The 15,587-nt window shown below is 73.0% G+C and carries 12 protein-coding genes; 3 read left to right on the top strand and 9 right to left on the bottom strand.

The features are described 5' to 3' along the window. Positions 1–126: 126 nt before the first annotated feature. The gene (locus J2S44_RS39140; RefSeq protein ID WP_310425046.1) at positions 127–1,641 is read right to left on the bottom strand and encodes a diguanylate cyclase domain-containing protein; all 1,515 of its coding nucleotides are present in this window, start codon (positions 1,639–1,641) and stop codon (positions 127–129) included. 248 nt (positions 1,642–1,889) lie between these two features. Here J2S44_RS39140 and J2S44_RS39135 point away from each other — a divergent pair, with 248 nt between their 5' ends. Next, positions 1,890–2,339: an ABC transporter permease gene (locus J2S44_RS39135; RefSeq protein WP_310425043.1), complete on the top strand. Its 450-nt coding sequence runs from the start codon at positions 1,890–1,892 to the stop codon at positions 2,337–2,339. Between the two features lie 68 nt (positions 2,340–2,407). Here J2S44_RS39135 and J2S44_RS39130 read toward each other — a convergent pair whose 3' ends face one another. Continuing rightward, the gene (locus J2S44_RS39130; protein ID WP_310425040.1) at positions 2,408–3,610 is read right to left on the bottom strand and encodes a M48 family metallopeptidase; all 1,203 of its coding nucleotides are present in this window, start codon (positions 3,608–3,610) and stop codon (positions 2,408–2,410) included. 610 nt (positions 3,611–4,220) lie between these two features. On the opposite strand from J2S44_RS39130, the gene J2S44_RS39125 reads away from it, so the two are divergent. After that, positions 4,221–6,179: an alpha-1,4-glucan--maltose-1-phosphate maltosyltransferase gene (locus J2S44_RS39125; RefSeq protein ID WP_310425038.1), complete on the top strand. Its 1,959-nt coding sequence runs from the start codon at positions 4,221–4,223 to the stop codon at positions 6,177–6,179. Further along, positions 6,176–7,981: a 1,4-alpha-glucan branching protein GlgB gene (gene glgB, locus J2S44_RS39120; protein WP_310425035.1), complete on the top strand. Its 1,806-nt coding sequence runs from the start codon at positions 6,176–6,178 to the stop codon at positions 7,979–7,981. Before J2S44_RS39125 ends, glgB begins: the two co-directional genes overlap by 4 nt. Before the next feature lie 61 nt (positions 7,982–8,042). Here the strand turns inward: glgB and fgd are convergent, their stop codons facing one another. The 7 genes from fgd to J2S44_RS39085 all read right to left on the bottom strand — a co-directional run bounded on the left by fgd (position 8,043) and on the right by J2S44_RS39085 (position 15,569). Further along, positions 8,043–9,059 carry a glucose-6-phosphate dehydrogenase (coenzyme-F420) gene (gene fgd / locus J2S44_RS39115; RefSeq protein ID WP_310425032.1) on the bottom strand — a complete coding sequence of 339 codons (1,017 nt, stop codon included), beginning with the start codon at positions 9,057–9,059 and terminating at the stop codon, positions 8,043–8,045. Between the two features lie 26 nt (positions 9,060–9,085). Beyond that, positions 9,086–10,555, bottom strand: coding sequence for a multicopper oxidase family protein (locus J2S44_RS39110; protein WP_310425030.1), 1,470 nt, complete (start codon positions 10,553–10,555; stop codon positions 9,086–9,088). Between the two features lie 92 nt (positions 10,556–10,647). Then, entirely contained in the window at positions 10,648–12,111 is a 1,464-nt protein-coding gene (locus J2S44_RS39105; protein ID WP_310425028.1) for an MFS transporter, read from the bottom strand. A 214-nt stretch (positions 12,112–12,325) separates the two neighbouring features. After that, complete coding sequence (locus tag J2S44_RS39100; RefSeq protein ID WP_310425026.1) at positions 12,326–13,228, bottom strand: helix-turn-helix transcriptional regulator; 903 nt, start codon at positions 13,226–13,228, stop codon at positions 12,326–12,328. Positions 13,229–13,293: 65 nt separating this feature from the next. Continuing rightward, positions 13,294–13,674, bottom strand: coding sequence for a nitroreductase/quinone reductase family protein (locus J2S44_RS39095; protein WP_310425023.1), 381 nt, complete (start codon positions 13,672–13,674; stop codon positions 13,294–13,296). Beyond that, a complete protein-coding gene (locus tag J2S44_RS39090) occupies positions 13,649–14,392 on the bottom strand; it encodes an SDR family oxidoreductase (protein ID WP_310425020.1) in 744 nt (247 codons plus the stop codon). Before J2S44_RS39090 ends, J2S44_RS39095 begins: the two co-directional genes overlap by 26 nt. 106 nt (positions 14,393–14,498) lie before the next feature. Continuing rightward, positions 14,499–15,569: an aldo/keto reductase gene (locus tag J2S44_RS39085; protein ID WP_310425017.1), complete on the bottom strand. Its 1,071-nt coding sequence runs from the start codon at positions 15,567–15,569 to the stop codon at positions 14,499–14,501. Positions 15,570–15,587: the final 18 nt, after the last annotated feature.

Genomic DNA, 15,587 nt, shown 5'->3' with positions numbered 1-15,587 from the left:
ACGCATGCCCCCGTTGGTGCGCCGGGGTCCGGGGTCGGTGACGGCACGGGGTCACGGCGGACCGGCCTCGGGCGAGCGGGCCGAACCGGCGACGGCGGACGGTCGGCCGGTCCAGCGTTCAACGGGTCATGCGTCGGCCAGGTCGGGCACGTAGCGCTCGATGCGGCCTCGGCCGTTGCTCTTCGCACGGTACAGAGCCAGGTCGGCCTTATTGATCAAGGTATCGGCTTGCTCGGTGGGGGTGTCGAGGACGGCGATGCCGATCGAGGTCCCGATCCGCACGTGGTGACCGTTCACGTCGTACGGCTCGGTGAGTTCCTCCCGAATGCGGTCCGCAACGGCGTAGGCGTCGTTCTCGTCATCCAGGCCGGAACACAGCACCAGGAATTCGTCGCCGCCGAACCGGCTCACGTAGTCCTTCGGGCGGGTCACGGCGACGAGCCGCGCCGCGACCTGCACCAGCAGCGCGTCACCGACCGCGTGGCCGTAGGTGTCGTTGACCGGTTTGAAGCCGTCGAGATCGAGGAACAGCGCTGCCACCGGGCCGCTCCCGGACGGCTCCTGCCGGCGCCGTCGCGCGATGGCGGCCTCGGTTCTGGCCAGGAAGAGGGTCCGGTTCGGAAGCCCGGTCAGCGGGTCGTGCAACCGGGCATGCGCGAGGCGCGCCCAACTGGTGAGCGTGCTGGCACCGATGAGCAGCACCAGCAGCACCGCGGTGGCAAAAGCCGTGAAGACCAGCCACGCCCCGCGAGCGGTGCTGTCGACCGGGGCCAGCAGCGTGGCACGAGAGGCCACCACGATCGTGCGCCAGTCGCTGCCTGACACCGCGGCCGCGAAGAAGTGGTCGTCCCCTACCGTGCCCTGGCCCGTCTTCCCCGCCGCGGCGATCAGCCGGGCGTCGCGCACGTCAGCGCCGGTCTCCGTCTCGGCCGCGGTGACGATCACCTGGTCGGTGCCGTCGACCAGGTACGACCGGCTCTCCGTGACGCTGAGGACGCTACGCAGCAGCAGCCGTAGGCTGTCCACCGTGACCGGCACCACCAGTACCCGCGTGCCTTCGAGCGCCGGATATGGCTGGAAGGCGTGCACCATCGCGGGGCCGGTGCCGGTCACCACGTCGCCGAACGCCGGATATGGCTGGAAGGCGTGCACCATCGCGGGGCCGGTGCCGGTCACCACGTCGCCGAACGCGATCGTGCCCGACTCCACCGCGCGGCGGAATCCGCTGTCGGCACGCATTGCCGCCGCGGCCTTGGCGTGTGATGCCGACGACGCCCCGAGCAGCGTTCCCTGGGCGTTCAGCACCGCGAGCCATGGAGTGGATGCGTCCGAACCCGCGGCGAGTGCGGCGTCCAACCCGGCGACCGGGCCCGCGAACGCCTTGGTCGCCCACTCGCGGGTCTTCGGGTCGCTGGCCAGCAGCGTGTCCCCGGTCAGGGCGGCGGCCAGCCGGGCCCGGTCGTCGAACGCGTTCAGTACGCTCTGCCGCGTCGACGCCTGCGTGGTCGACAGGTAGACCGCGGCGCCCGCTACCAGGCCGATGCAGAGCAGCACCGCGCAACCGACGGCTGCCTTGCGCGCCAGCGAGGTGATTGCCAGACCGAACCGCGACATGGCCGTCCTATCGGCCACCGGCTCCATTTCATGATGTGAGACGCGCCTCGAATCGAGCCTCCCCCGATGAGGTGCGCCGGCGTGCGGTGCGCCGGCATGCGGTGCGGTGGCATCGGGAGCCGGATCCCGCAGGCCCGAACGTCCCATCGGTCTCGGCCCACCAACGGCTGGCGGTTCCCAATTCAAAGCATTCGACCACGTCGAAGGCGACGGTACGCCCGTCCACCACCGCGGTCCGGACGTCCCCGGTCCAGCCTTCGACGTAGAGATTCGAGATGGGTTCGCCCGTAGTCAGATCCCACACCGACAGCTCGGCGGCCGCCGAGCGGGTCACCGACAGCGCCTCCTCCTCGCTGCTCCTGGCGCCGGCCGGCGTCACCCTCCCGGTCGGCGGGATCGGCGTCGCCAACACCATGGTCATCTCCGTTCTCGAACGGCGCGCCGAGATCGGACTGCGGTGGGCACTCGGCACCGCCCGCGGTCACATCCGTGCCCGGTTCCTGACCGAGTCGATCACCCTGTCCGCCCTGTCCGCGCTGGGTGGCCTGGCGGGCATCGCCTTGGGCAGCCTGAGCACCGCCGCTTACGCGGCCTCCCACGCGTGGCCCGTCGTGATCCCGGCCGAGGCGCTGGACGGCGCGCTGCTGGTTCGCGCACTGGCCGGCTTCCACCCCTCCGTGCGGGCCGCGCGCATGACACCCACCGCGGCCCTGTCCGCCCCCTGAGTCGGGGAACGCCTTCCGGCGGCCGAGGACCGTCGTAGGACCAGGAACGCCGCCGCGTCCTGATCCGCTCAGCCGCCGATCGCGATCTCCCGCCGCGCGGACGCGTACCGCCTGTCCAGTTCCGCGTCGATCGCGGTGTCGTCGGCGTCCGTGAGCAGCACCGCGGGCGCCGCCGGTGAAAGCCGGGCGATCCGGCGCGCCCGCAGCCCGGACGGCGGGTGGCTGGCGAACATCGACACCTCCTCGCGGATCGAGCGCTGCCGCACGACCGGATCCGCGACCCGCAGCGCCGCCACCGAGGCCCGCGCCGCCGCCGGGGACAGCCCGGCGCGCGCGTCCCGCCGCACGTACATGCCCAGCGTCTCGGACCGGGCCAGCAGGTCGAGGAGGGAGGCCGCCGCCTCGGTGCCGGCCGCGCGGGCCGCCAGGTCGTCCGCGAGGTACTCGGCGCGCTGGCTCTCCCGCATGCTCAGCCACACCAGCAACACCCGCGCCGCGACCGTGACCGTGTGCGCAACACGCAGCACCGCCCGCGCCAGCACGTCCGCGGCCATCATGAGCAGTGAACCGCCGCTCGGCGCTCCGGGGCGCAACATCAACGACAATTCGCCGAGGGTACGGGTGGCGACGCCGGTCAGCGGCCCACGCCGGACGTCCCCGTTGACGAAGTGGCCGAGCTCGTGCCCGAGCAGCGCGACCCGCTCCTGCGGCGCGAGCACCGCCCACAGCGGCAGGCCGACGGTCAGCACCTTCGTCCGCCGTAGCCCGACCGCGGACGCGGAGGCGTTCAGCCGGCTGTCCACCATGACGACGTCCGGCATCGGCGCACCCGTGGCCTCGGCGACGCGACGCAGCAGCGCGAAGAACGCCGGCGCGCTCGCCGGCTCCAGGCGGTCGGCGTCCCGGTCGAGGCGGCCCAGGCGCGGCCGCAGCACGTACCCGAGGAGCAACAGCAGCACGCCGAACACCGTGGCGAAGCTGAGCCAGGTCGTGTAGACGATCCAGGCACCGAGCCCGACCATTCCCGCGATCGCGGCCAGGAGGAACACGGACGCGCCCAGCAGCAGCCACCGCGCGTGCCCACCGGCGCGGGACGGGCCCGTCGTCAGCCGGTAGGCGAGCCGGTGCGCACGCCGGTCCAGCCCACGCCATCCCAGTTCCGGCACCCGCCGCTCGTCGTACGCACCGAGGTTCCACTCACAGGCGGGACACCACGGCGGCCCACCACCGGGCGCGACGAGGCCGGCGGCGCACTGGGGACACGTTTCCACAGCGGCACATCATGCCGGTAGGAACGGCTCGGCCGTCAGCAGGGGCGCAGGGAATGGATCATCTCGGCGGTTCGGTCGCCGAGGCGTGGTTCGTTTGCTGTGCGTACGAGTCATCCTCGTCTGAAGCCTCGTGCGGGGAGACGTGCGGCCGGTACCGGCGCGAGATCATGGGCGAGGGCGTCGGGGCGCGGCCGCACCCCTTCATCGTTGATGTCGGATGCCAGCCCGTAGCCTGATCACGGGCCGTCCCCGGCGGCCTTGGCCGCATTACGATCTGCAGCCACGACGCTTGTAGCTTCCGGCGCGATACAACGCAATGCGTGGCTCTGGAAGACTGGATCCGTGACACGCACAGTAGAGGGAGACTCGGAACCCTGACCTGGATGATGCGCGCAGCCGGGGCACGACAAGTCGTGGAGCACCGTCCCGGCACACCGGCGCCGGGCGACAACTCGGTCTGCAACGTGATCGCCCTCGAGACGGCGTCGAGCTCCAACAGCTTGTGATCGCTACCTCGGCGACCTGCCGGAGTGCCGCCGAGTTGCCCGAGTGAGCGTGCGATCCCCGCGCACGTCCGGTCCGCGCCGCCGTCACACCTAGCGTTGACGCCGTGACTGGACGCATATCCATCGAAGTGGAGGCCCCCGTCGTGGCGGGGGGCCGGTATCCGTCGAAGGCCGTCGCCGGGGAGTTGGTGCCCATCTCGGCGGTGGTCTACCGGGAGGGGCACCACGCGCTCGGTGTGCAGGTGGTCTGGCGCGGGCCGGACGGCACCGAGCGGGACCGGGTCCGCATGCGACCGCTCGGCGCGGGGCTCGACCGCTGGACCGCGGCGGTCCGGCCGGACGGGGTCGGTGAGTGGAGTTTTCTGCTGGAGGCTTTCGACGATCCGTACCTGACCTGGCGCGACGCGGTCACCAAGAAGCTCGACGCGGGGCAGGGCGCCGCCGAGCTCGCCAACGACCTGACCGAGGGCGCCGCGCTGCTGCACGGCATCGTGTGGCAGGGCCGCGCGTCCGAGGCGGCGCTGATCCGGGCCGCGGTGGCCGCGCTGCGCGACGACGGGCTCGCCGTCGCCGAGCGGGTGGCGCCGGCGCTGGCGCTCGAGGAGATGCTGTGGCGGCAGCCGGTGCGCCGGCTGGTGACCCGCTCCGAGGCGTACCGGATCCGGGTCGACCGCACCAAGGCGCTGTTCAGCGCCTGGTACGAGTTCTTCCCCCGGTCGGAGGGCGCCCAGCTGCCCCACCGGAGCGGCACGTTCCGGACCGCGACGAAGCGCCTCGTGGCGGTGGCCGAGATGGGCTTCGACACGCTCTACATCCCGCCGATCCATCCGATCGGCCGGATCCACCGCAAGGGCCGCAACAACTCGCTGATCGCCCGGCCGGAGGACGTCGGCTCGCCGTGGGCGATCGGCGCGGCCGAGGGCGGCCACGACGCGATCCATCCCGAGCTGGGCACCGCGCAGGACTTCCGCGACTTCATCGCCGCGGCGGCCGGGCTGGGCATCGAGGTGGCGATGGACCTGGCGCTGCAGTGCGCGCCGGACCACCCGTGGGTCACCGAGCACCCGGAGTGGTTCACCACGCGCGCCGACGGGTCGATCGCCTACGCCGAGAACCCGCCGAAGAAGTACCAGGACATCTACCCGCTCAACTTCGACAACGACCCGGAGGGGATCCGGGCGGAGATCCTCCGGGTGGTCCGGCACTGGGTTGGCGAGGGGATCCGGGCGTTCCGGGTCGACAACCCGCACACCAAGCCGCTGGACTTCTGGCACTGGCTGATCGCGGAGGTCAAGCGCGAGACACCGGACGTGATCTTCCTGGCCGAGGCGTTCACCCGGCCGGCCGTCATGCACGGGCTGGCCAAGATCGGGTTCACCCAGTCGTACAGCTACTTCACGTGGCGCACCAGCGCGGCGGAGATGCGCGAGTACTGCGAGGAGATCGTGGCCTCGGCGCACTACATGACGCCGAACTTCTGGCCGAACACGCCGGACATCCTGCACGAGAGCCTTCAGCACGGCGGCCCGCCGATGTTTCGCATCCGCGCGGTGCTGGCCGCCATGCTGTCGCCGTCCTGGGGCGTCTACACCGGTTACGAGCTGTTCGAGCACGAGGCCCGGCCGGGCGCGGAGGAGTATCTCGACAACGAGAAGTTCGAGCTGCGGCCGCGGGACTTCGCGCGCGCCGAGGCCGAGGGACGCTCGCTCAAGGACTTCCTGACCCGGCTCAACCGGATCCGGCGCGACAACCCGGCGCTGCACCGGTGGCGCAACCTGCGCTTCCACGACAGCGACAACCCGGCGATCCTGGTCTGGTCCAAGAAGGACCCGGACAGCGCGAACACGGTGCTGGTCGCCTGCTCGTTCGACCCCGGCGCGGTGCAGTGGGCGACGGTGGGCCTGGACATGCCGGCGCTCGGGCTGGGGTGGGACGACAAGGTCCGGCTGCGCGAGCTGCTCGGCGGCGGGGAGCATCTGTGGAGCGCCGCCGGCAACGCGCTGCGCCTCGACCCGTTCCTGTACCCGGCGCAGATCTTCGTCGTGGAACGGGCCGACGGATGACCGCGCTGTCCGAACGGCTCGTAACGACGCTCGGCGCCCGGGTCACCGACGCCGGCGTGGTCTTCGCGGTGTGGGCCCCGCACGCCCGCGAGGTCCGGGTGGTCGGCGACTTCACCGGCTGGGACCCGGACGACGGGCTGCCGATGCGACAGGTCGCCGGCGTGTGGGAGGTGCTCGCGCCGGACGCCCGCGAGGGCGACCGGTACCGGTACCGGATCCTGGGCGCGGACGGCCGCCGGCGGGACAAGGCGGACCCGTTCGCCCGGCACACCGAGATCCCGCCGCGGACCGCCTCGGTGGTGTACCGCTCCTCCTACACGTGGGGCGACGACGCGTGGATGGCGCGGCGGGCGCGGCGTGATCCGCACCGGGAGCCGATGAGCGTCTACGAGGTCCACCTCGGCTCGTGGCGGCCCGGGCTGGGCTACCGCGAGCTGGCGGACGAACTCGTGCGCTACGTGCGGGACACCGGCTTCACGCACGTGGAGTTCCTGCCGGTGATGGAGCACCCGTTCGGCGGGTCGTGGGGCTACCAGGTCACCGGCTACTTCGCCCCGACCGCGCGCTTCGGCTCGCCGGACGAGTTCCGCACGCTGGTGGACGCCCTGCACCGGGCCGGGATCGGCGTGCTCCTGGACTGGGTGCCGGCCCACTTCCCGCGCGACGACTGGGCGCTGGGCCGGTTCGACGGCACGCCGCTGTACGAGCACGCCGGGACGCGCGGCGAGCACCCCGACTGGGGCACCTACGTCTTCGACCACGGCCGGCACGAGGTGCGGGCCTTCCTCATCGCCAACGCGCTCTACTGGTGCGAGGAGTTCCACGCGGACGGTCTGCGCGTCGACGCGGTCGCCTCGATGCTCTACCTTGACTACTCCCGCGGCCCCGGCGAGTGGCTGCCCAACCGCTACGGCGGCAACCACGACCTGGACGCGATCTCGCTGCTGCGCGAGCTGACCACCGCGGTACGGCGGGAGTGGCCCGACGTGCTGCTGGTCGCCGAGGAGTCGACGGCGTTCCCGGGCGTCACCGCGGACGTCGCCGACGGCGGGCTCGGTTTCGCGTTCAAGTGGAACATGGGCTGGATGCACGACACGCTCACCCACCTCGGGCGGGAGCCGGAGCGGCGGGGCGCGCACCGCCACGAGCTGACCGCACCCCTGTCGTACGCGTGGAGCGAGCGCTACGTGCTGCCGATCAGCCACGACGAGGTCGTGCACGGCAAGGGCTCGCTGACCGGCAAGATGCCCGGCGACGCGGGGCACCGGCTGGCCGGCACCCGCGCGCTGCTCGCCTGGATGTGGGCGTACCCGGGCAAGAAGCTGCTGTTCATGGGCGCCGAACTCGGCGACGAACGGGAGTGGTCGCACGAGCGAGGGCTGGACTGGACCCTGCTCGACGACCCCGCCCGGGCCGGCCTGCACCGGCTGGTGGCGGACCTGAACGCGGCCTACCGGGGCATCCCCGCGCTGTGGGCGCAGGACGGCACGCCGGCCGGGTTCCGCTGGATCGGTGATCAGGACGGCGGCGCCGACGTGGTGGCGTTCGCCCGGATCGCGCCGGACGGCGGCACGCTCGTCTGCGTCGCGAACCTCTCCGCGACGCCGCGCGAGCACCGGGTCGGGCTGCCGGCCGCCGGGCGGTGGGCGGAGGTGCTGAACACCGACGCGCACGCCTACGGCGGTTCCGGTGTCGCCGGCACCGGCGGGCCGCACACCGAGCACGTGCCGTGGAACGGGCTGCCGGTCTCGGCCGTGCTGCGGGTGCCGCCGCTCGGGGTGCTCTGGCTGCGGCCGGCGTAGCGGCGAGACGGTGAAGCGGCCCGGGGCGGGGGTCCCGGGCCGCTTCGTGTTCCTCGCCGCCTCAGGCGTCGAGGTGCTTGCGGAGCCGGGGCAGGATCTCGTCGGCGTACCGGTGCAGGAACGCCCGCTGGTCCGGACCCGGCGCGTGGAAGACCAGGTGGCGGAAACCCATGTCGAGGTACTCGCCGACCCGGGTGGCGTGCTCGTCCGGGTCGTCGGAGACGATCCACCGCGACGCCGCCCGGGCGAGCGGGAGCGCGTCCGCGCGCCGCTGCATCTCCAGCGGGTCCTCGATGCCGGTCTTCTCCTCGGCCGAGAGCGCCAGCGCACCCCAGAACCGGGTGTCGGCCAGGGCCCGTTCCCGGTCGGGGTCGAAGGACACCTTGACCTCGATCATCAGGTCCAGCTCGTCCGCCCGGCGCCCGGCCGCGGCGGCCCCCTCGGCGACCGCCGGCAGCAGCGTGCCGGTGTAGAGCTCCCGGCCCTTGCCGCCGGTGGTGATGAAGCCGTCGGCGGCGCGGCCGGCGAACCGCGTCGCGACCGGGCCGGACGCGCCGACGTAGATCGGGACGGGCCGCTGCGGCCGGTCGTAGATGGTCACGTTCCGGGTGGTGAAGTAGTCGCCCTCGGCGGTCACCCGGTCCTCCGCCCAGAGCCTGCGGATCAGCGCGATCGCCTCGCGCAGCCGGGCCAGCCGGTCGCGGCCGGCGGGCCACTCGGTGCCGAGCGCGACCTCGTTGAGCGACTCGCCGGAGCCGACGCCGAGGATCACCCGGCCCTCGGCGAGGCAGCCGAGGGTGGCGAACGCCTGCGCGACGGTCGCCGGGTGGTACCGGAACGTCGGCGTCAGCACGCTCGTGCCGATGAGGATCCGCGCGGTACGGGCGGCGAGCGCACCCAGCCACGGCAGCGCGGCCGGGGCGTGCCCGCCGTCGTGCCGCCACGGTTGCAGGTGGTCGCTGATGAACACGGAGTCGAAGCCCAGCTCCTCGGCGAGGATCCCGAGGTCGAGCAGTTCCCGCGGGTCGAACTGCTCCGCGGACGCCTTGTATCCGAACCGGACGGGATGGACGGCCACGATCTGCCTCCAGGGTCGGTGAACGCTCAGTGGTGGTGCCCGGGCAGCGACCGGGAGACCTGCCGCTCGGTCCCGGGCGGGACGACGACGAACTGGCCGGACATGCCACCGTCCTCATGGCGCAGGAGATGGCAGTGGTACATGTACGGCGTCGCCGGGTCGGTGTCGGTGCCGAACCGCACCGCGAGCCGCAGCGACGCACCGGGCGGGACGAAGACGGTGTCCTTCGGCCCGGCCGCGGCGCCCTCGGTGGCCAGGACCCGGAAGTGGGCGCCGTGGATGTGGAAGCTGTGCGCGTACGGCCCGTTGGTGATCTCCCAGGTCTCGTGCGCGCCGGCCGGGACCACCTCGTCGATGCGGGCGGGATCGCCCCGGCGTCCGTTGATGTCGAGCTGGTCCAGCCGGAACCGCCGGACGACGCCGGTGTCCCGGAACGGCTCCGGGGCCGGACCCGGCGTCTCCGGCAGCGCGGCCGCGGGCTCGGCCCCGGTCGCCACCTCGATCAGCAGCAACGGGAACGCGCCGGTCTCCGGTTCGGTACCGTCCGCCGGCCCCCGGCTGTCCAACGTCACCCGCTCCCCCGCGGCCAGCGTCAGCACGATCTCGGCCCGCTCCCCCGGGCTCAGCCGCACCCGCGTCGTCTCCACCGCCCGGTCCAGCGGTCCGGCGTCGGTGCCGATCACCCGGAACGGGCGGTCGTCGGCGAGCCCGACGTGGAAGACGCGGGCGTTCGCGGCGTTCAGGATCCGCAGCCGTACGGTCCGCACGCCCAGCCGGAGCCGGGGCCGGTGCACGCCGTTGACCAGCATCGTGTCGCCCAGCAGCCCGTACGTGCCGCTGTCCACGCCGTCCTCGACGAACGCGCCGTCCGGAGTGAAGCTGCGGTCCTGCAGGATCAGCGGGATGTCGTCGACGCCGTACCGGTCGGGCAGCCCCGCACGCCCGGGGTCGTCGACGTAGAGCAGGCCGGCGAGCCCGCGGTGGACGTGCACGGCGGTGCTGCCGTGCGCGTGCGGGTGGTACCAGAGCGTCGCGGCCGGCTGCCGGATCGTCCACTCCGGACGCCAGGTGGCGCCGGGCTCGATCGGCTGGTGCGGACCGCCGTCCATCCTGGCCGGCAGCAGCATGCCGTGCCAGTGCATGCTGGTGCGCTCGGGCAGGGCGCTGGTGACCGTCATCCGGACCCGCTCACCGGTGCGCACCCGCACCGTCGGCCCGAGGTAGTCGCCGTCGATGCCCCACGTCGGCGTGGTGCGGCCGGGCAGGAACGCCGAGCGCCCGTCGGCGCGCAGGCCGAGGTCGAAGCGCCGGGCGCCGTCCGGATCGATCGTGGACGGTGCCAGCGGCGGGATCCGCAGGTCGTCGGTGAAGCCGGTGTCCGGTCCGCCCGGCGCGGGCGCGGCCGGTGCGGCACCGCGGGCCTCGGGCCGGCAGGCGGCGGACAGCCCGGCCAGTGCGCCGAGCAGGAGCACGCTCCGGCGGCCGGCTCGCATCATGTGTTCTTCCCCGTGTCGTCGGTACGGAACGGCCCCGCTCCCCGCCCCGGGGGGCGTAGTCGGCGGGCGGGAAGCGGGGCCAGGGGTGGTGGTCAGCTCGCGGGGACCGCCTCCGGCGCGGCCGGCGCCCGTCGTTCGGCCGGCAAACCGAACACCGAGAACGCCGCACCCAGGAGGGCGAGCAAGGCTGCGACCACGAATGCGGCCTGGTAGGCGCCGAGCAGGTCGGCGGGCGCGTCGGTGGCGGCGCGGGCCGAGATGATGGTCGCCATCACCGCGACGCCGACGCCGGTGCCGATCGCGTACGCGGCCACGATCAGGCTGGCCGCGACGCCCTGCTGGTGGTCGGCGACGCCGGCGACCCCACCGACGTTGACCGACGAGAAGACCACGCCGCAGGCCAGGCCGTGCAGGATCAGGCCGGGCAGCACCAGCGTGGCGTAGGAGTCCTCCAGACCGACGAGGGCGTACATGCCGACCGCGACCGCCTGGATCGTCATGCCGGCGATGCAGACCACGCGGATGCCGAACCGGCCGATGAGCCGGCTGGTCAGGAACTGCGCGGTCAGGTAGATCGTGACCCCGATCGGCAGCACCGCGAGGGACGTGAGGAACGGTCCGTACCCGAGGATCTGCTGCAGGTAGAGCACCGCGACGAACTGCCAGCCGATCGCCGCGGCGCCGTGCAGCAGCGCCACGACGTAGCAGGACGCCCGGCCGCGCGACCGCAGGATGCCCAGCGGCAGCGTCGGGTCGTGGTGCCGGCTCTCGATGATCAGGAACGCGGAGAAGAGCACCACGGCGAGGGCCAGCGAGATGAGCGTCGCCGGGGCGAGCCAGCCGATCAGCGGCGCCTGGACCAGGGCGTACACCAGGAGCAGCAGCGCGGACGTGGCCAGGATGGCGCCGCCGAAGTCGAACGAGCGGCCGGTGCGGTCGGCCGGGACGTCGCGGCGGACGGCGGCCGGGGTCATCAGCAGCACGCCGACGGCGAGCACGCCGGGCACGAAGAAGACCAGCCGCCAGCTGACCGAGGTGAGCAGGCCGGACGCGATCAGGCCGACGCTGTAGCCGACCGCGGCGGTCGCGCCGTAGACGGACAGCGCCTTGTTGCGCTCCGGACCCTCCCGGAACGTGGTGGTGATGATCGAGAACGCGGCCGGCGCGGTGAACGCCGCCGAGATGCCCTTGATGACCCGGGACGCGACGATCAGTTCCTCGGAGGAGACCGCGCCACCGAGCACGCTCGCCGCGACGAAGACCGCGGTGCCGATGAAGAACACCCGGCGCCGGCCGAGCAGGTCGGCGACCCGGCCGCCGAGCAGCAGGAACCCGCCGTACGCGATCACGTAGCCGGAGACCAGCCACTGCAGCGAGGAGGCCGACAGGCCCAGGTCGCTCTGGATGCTCGGCAGGGCCACGCCCACGGTGGACGTGTCGAGCGAGTCGAGGAAGATGACCGCGCAGGTGACGATCAGCGTCAGTATCTTCCGCCGGGAATCGGAGCCGTCCGACGCCTCGGCGACGGCGGCTCGGAGTTTGCTTTCGGCAGTCACTTTCTCTCCCCTTTCAAAACCGCCCGCAGAACGGGCGGAAGTCTGTTTCCGTCGTGCCGAAGGTACGAATTCCGCAGGCATTCGGATACGGCAACCGAACGCAATACCGCCGCCAATCGGTCGGCATTTTCCGCGGCTGGAGGAAGGCGCGGCCGACCGCACCGCCGAACGTGATTCGGCGGTGCGGACGGTCGAACGGGCTAGGTGACGGTCCTCAGCGGACGGCAGCCGGGCGGGTGGTCACCCCGTCGGCCTGCTGCGCCGGGACCCGCGTCTCGGCCATGCCGGACAGCAGCGACAGCGCGGCCGCCGACGGCGAGCCGGGCTCGGCGTTGAGCACCACGACCCGCTGCCCCTCGTCGTCGGGCAGGTGGAGCAGTTCGTCGCTGAGGGTGAGCGCGCCGACGATCGGGTGCTGGTAGTCGCGGGTGTTGTGCGCGCACTCGCGCACCGGGTGCGTCGACCAGAGCGCGGCGAACTCGGTGCTGTGCACGCTCAGCTCGCCGACCAGTTCGGTCAGCCGCCGGTCGTCCGGCCACCGGGCCGCCGACACCCGCAGATACGCGACGACGTCACGCGCCTTGCGCTTCCAGTCGACGTACAGCTCCCGGGTGTGCGGGTCGAGGAACGCCAGCCGGGCCAGGTTGGGCTGGGTGGACGGCTTGCCCGGCGCCTCGAGGTCGAGGTGGCCGGCGAGCAGCGCGTGTGCCGTGCGGTTCCACGCCAGCACGTCGGCGCGACGGCCGATGACCAGCGCGGGCACCCCGACGAACGAGTCGATCATCTGCCGGACCGACGGGCGGACGTGCTCGGCGCGCACGTGCCGCCGCGCCTTCGGCCGCTGCCGGGCCAGGCTCTGCAGGTGCGCCCACTCCTCGTCGTTGAGCCGCAGCACCCGGGCCACCGCGTCGAGCACGGCATCCGACGCGTTGGCACTCTGGCCCTGCTCGAGACGGGTGTAGTAGCCGACGCTGACGCCGGCCAGGCGGGCCAGCTCCTCGCGCCGCAGACCGGGCACGCGACGCCGGTCGCCGTAGTCGATGAGGCCCGCGTCCTCCGGCCGGAGCCGGGCCCGCCGGGAGCGGAGGAACTCGCCGAGTTCGGACTGTCGGTTCATGACGTCAGTATTCTCCCGTCCGGGGCTGCTGTGCCTGCACCTGTCGGGGGCAGGCTGGCCGCCGATCAGGCACCGGTCAGCGCCAGCGCGATGATGTGCCCGTTCTCCCAGTCGCCCGGGTAGGGCGCGTACTTGCGGCCCAGTGCCCGGGCGGCGCCGGTGTGCTCGGGGCCCCGCTCGACCACCCGCGCCCGGGCGGTGAAGCGCCGGCCGCCGATCCGCACCTGGGCGCCCCGCTCGGTCATGCTGTTCTTCGCCCAGTCGGTGCGCGGGCCGTAACCGGCCATGACATAGATGGTGCCGTCGTCGCCGCCGGCCCACCAGACCACGACCCGGTGCTCGACGCCGGTGCGCCGGCCCCAGGTGGTGATCGTCGCCTCCCGCTGCCGCTGGAGGTCGTGCAGCGTGACCGAGCCCGCGTCAGCGCGGGGTGTGTGCCCCGACATCGGGGACCTCCGTTCCGTTGATCCTTGGACGCCGGCCGGCGACCGCACCGTCCGGGCGCAGCCGTGCGAACAGCGTGTCCCAGTCGGTGGCGGACGGACCGGCCACGTTGTACATCTCGAAGGTGGTGCCGATCGCGGCCGGTGTGGACAGCGCGCGCACGCACGCGTCGGCGACGTCGTCCCGGCAGATGCGGCCGTCACCGGTGTCGCCCTGCTCCAGCCGGACCGCCTCGCCGGCGCCCCGGCTGTCGGTCAGCCAGCTCGGCCGGACGATCGTGTACGGCCCGCCGCGGGCCCGGATGAGCTCCTCCCCGGCGAGCCGCCAGTCGAGCATCCGGCCGTACCGGTTCTGCGGATGGTCGGCCCGGGTCACGTAGATCTGGCTGACCAGCACCACGTGGGCCGCCGGGCCGACCGCGTCCAGCACGTGGCGCACGCCCTGGAACATCGTCGTCTCCGGCCGGTCCGGACCGCTGCCGGCGGTGCCGGGCTCGACGCTGAACACCACGGCCGCGCAGCCCCGCAGCGGCGGCGCGAGCGACGCCGGCTCGCGCACGTCGGCGTGCGCGAGCGGGACATCGCCGGGCACCGCCGACCGGGACCGGCGCACGTCCCGGGTGGTGACCCGGACCGGCACGCCGCGCTCCCGCAGCCGCGAGACGATCCGCCGGCCGATCCGCCCGGCCCCTCCGATGACCGTGACCGGCCCTTCTTCCACCGCACACCCGCTCTCCGTCGCTGGCGACTCCGACCGTTCGAGGCTAGGACCGCCGGGTGGGGCCAGCCAGAACCCGCGGAAGATAGAACTGCCGGTACCAGCCTGCTCAGCGGGCCGGGTGCAGCCCGTCGTTGATGCCCCGGGCGCCGACGGTGCGGCGGTCCACGATGTCGCGCCACCGGTCGCCGTACACCTTCGCGATGGTCACCTCCTGGCGCAGCATGTCCTGCGGGAAGCCGAGCACCGGGCGGCTCGCGTCGTCCAGCCGGGCCAGTTGCGCGTCGTCCAGCCGTACCGCGGTGGCGCCCAGGTTGTCGGCCAGCTGCGACTCGCGGGTGGCACCGAGGATCGGCACCACCACGCCCGGACGGGCGATCAACCAGGCGAGCGCGACCTGGGCCGGCGTCCAGCCGCCCTCCTCGGCGATCTTGACGACCTCGCGGACCACCTCGTCGCTGCCGACCTTGCTGTGCTCCTCCGGCTCGATGGTGGTCAGCCGGCCCTGTCCGCCGTCCAGGTACTTGCCGGTGAGCCGGCCCTCGGCCAGGGCGCCCCAGGCGAAGACCGGGATGCCGAGCCCGTTCGCCATCGGGATCAGCTCCCGCTCGACGCTGCGCTCCAGCAGGTTGTAACGGGTCTGCAGGCCGACGAACGGCGACCAGTCGCGCAGCTCGGCCAGGGTGTTCGCCTGCGCGATCTCCCAGGCCGGCCAGTTCGAGACGCCGACGTGGCCGACCTTGCCGAGGCGCACCTGGTCGTCGAGGACCCGCATCAGCTCGGGCACCGGGGTGAGCGTGTCCCGGGCGTGCACCCAGAGCAGGTCGATGTGGTCGGTGCCGAGCCGGCGCAGGCTCGCCTCCAGCGAGCCGGTCAGGCTCTTGCGGTGGTTGCCCGCCGAGTTCGGGTCGCCGGTACGGGTCTCGACGGTGAACTTGGTGGCGAGCACGAACTGATCGCGGCGGCCGCGCAGCAGCTCACCGACGATCCGCTCGGAGTCGCCGTCGGTGTAGAAGTTCGCCGTGTCGATGAAGTTCCCGCCGGCCTCGGCGTACACGTCGAGCAACCGGGCGCTGGTGGTCCGGTCCACGCCGAACCCCCAGTCCTCGCCGAAGGTGAGCGTGCCGAGCGCCACCTCCGAGACGCGGACGCCGGACCTGCCCAGGATCTGGTAACGCACAGTGGTCTCCTTGTCGGT

This window comes from Catenuloplanes niger, from assembly GCF_031458255.1.
GTDB classification, from domain to species: Bacteria; Actinomycetota; Actinomycetes; order Mycobacteriales; family Micromonosporaceae; genus Catenuloplanes; species Catenuloplanes niger.
The sequence above is the reverse complement of the archived record's forward strand: the minus strand, read 5'-3'. Positions and strand labels throughout refer to the sequence as shown.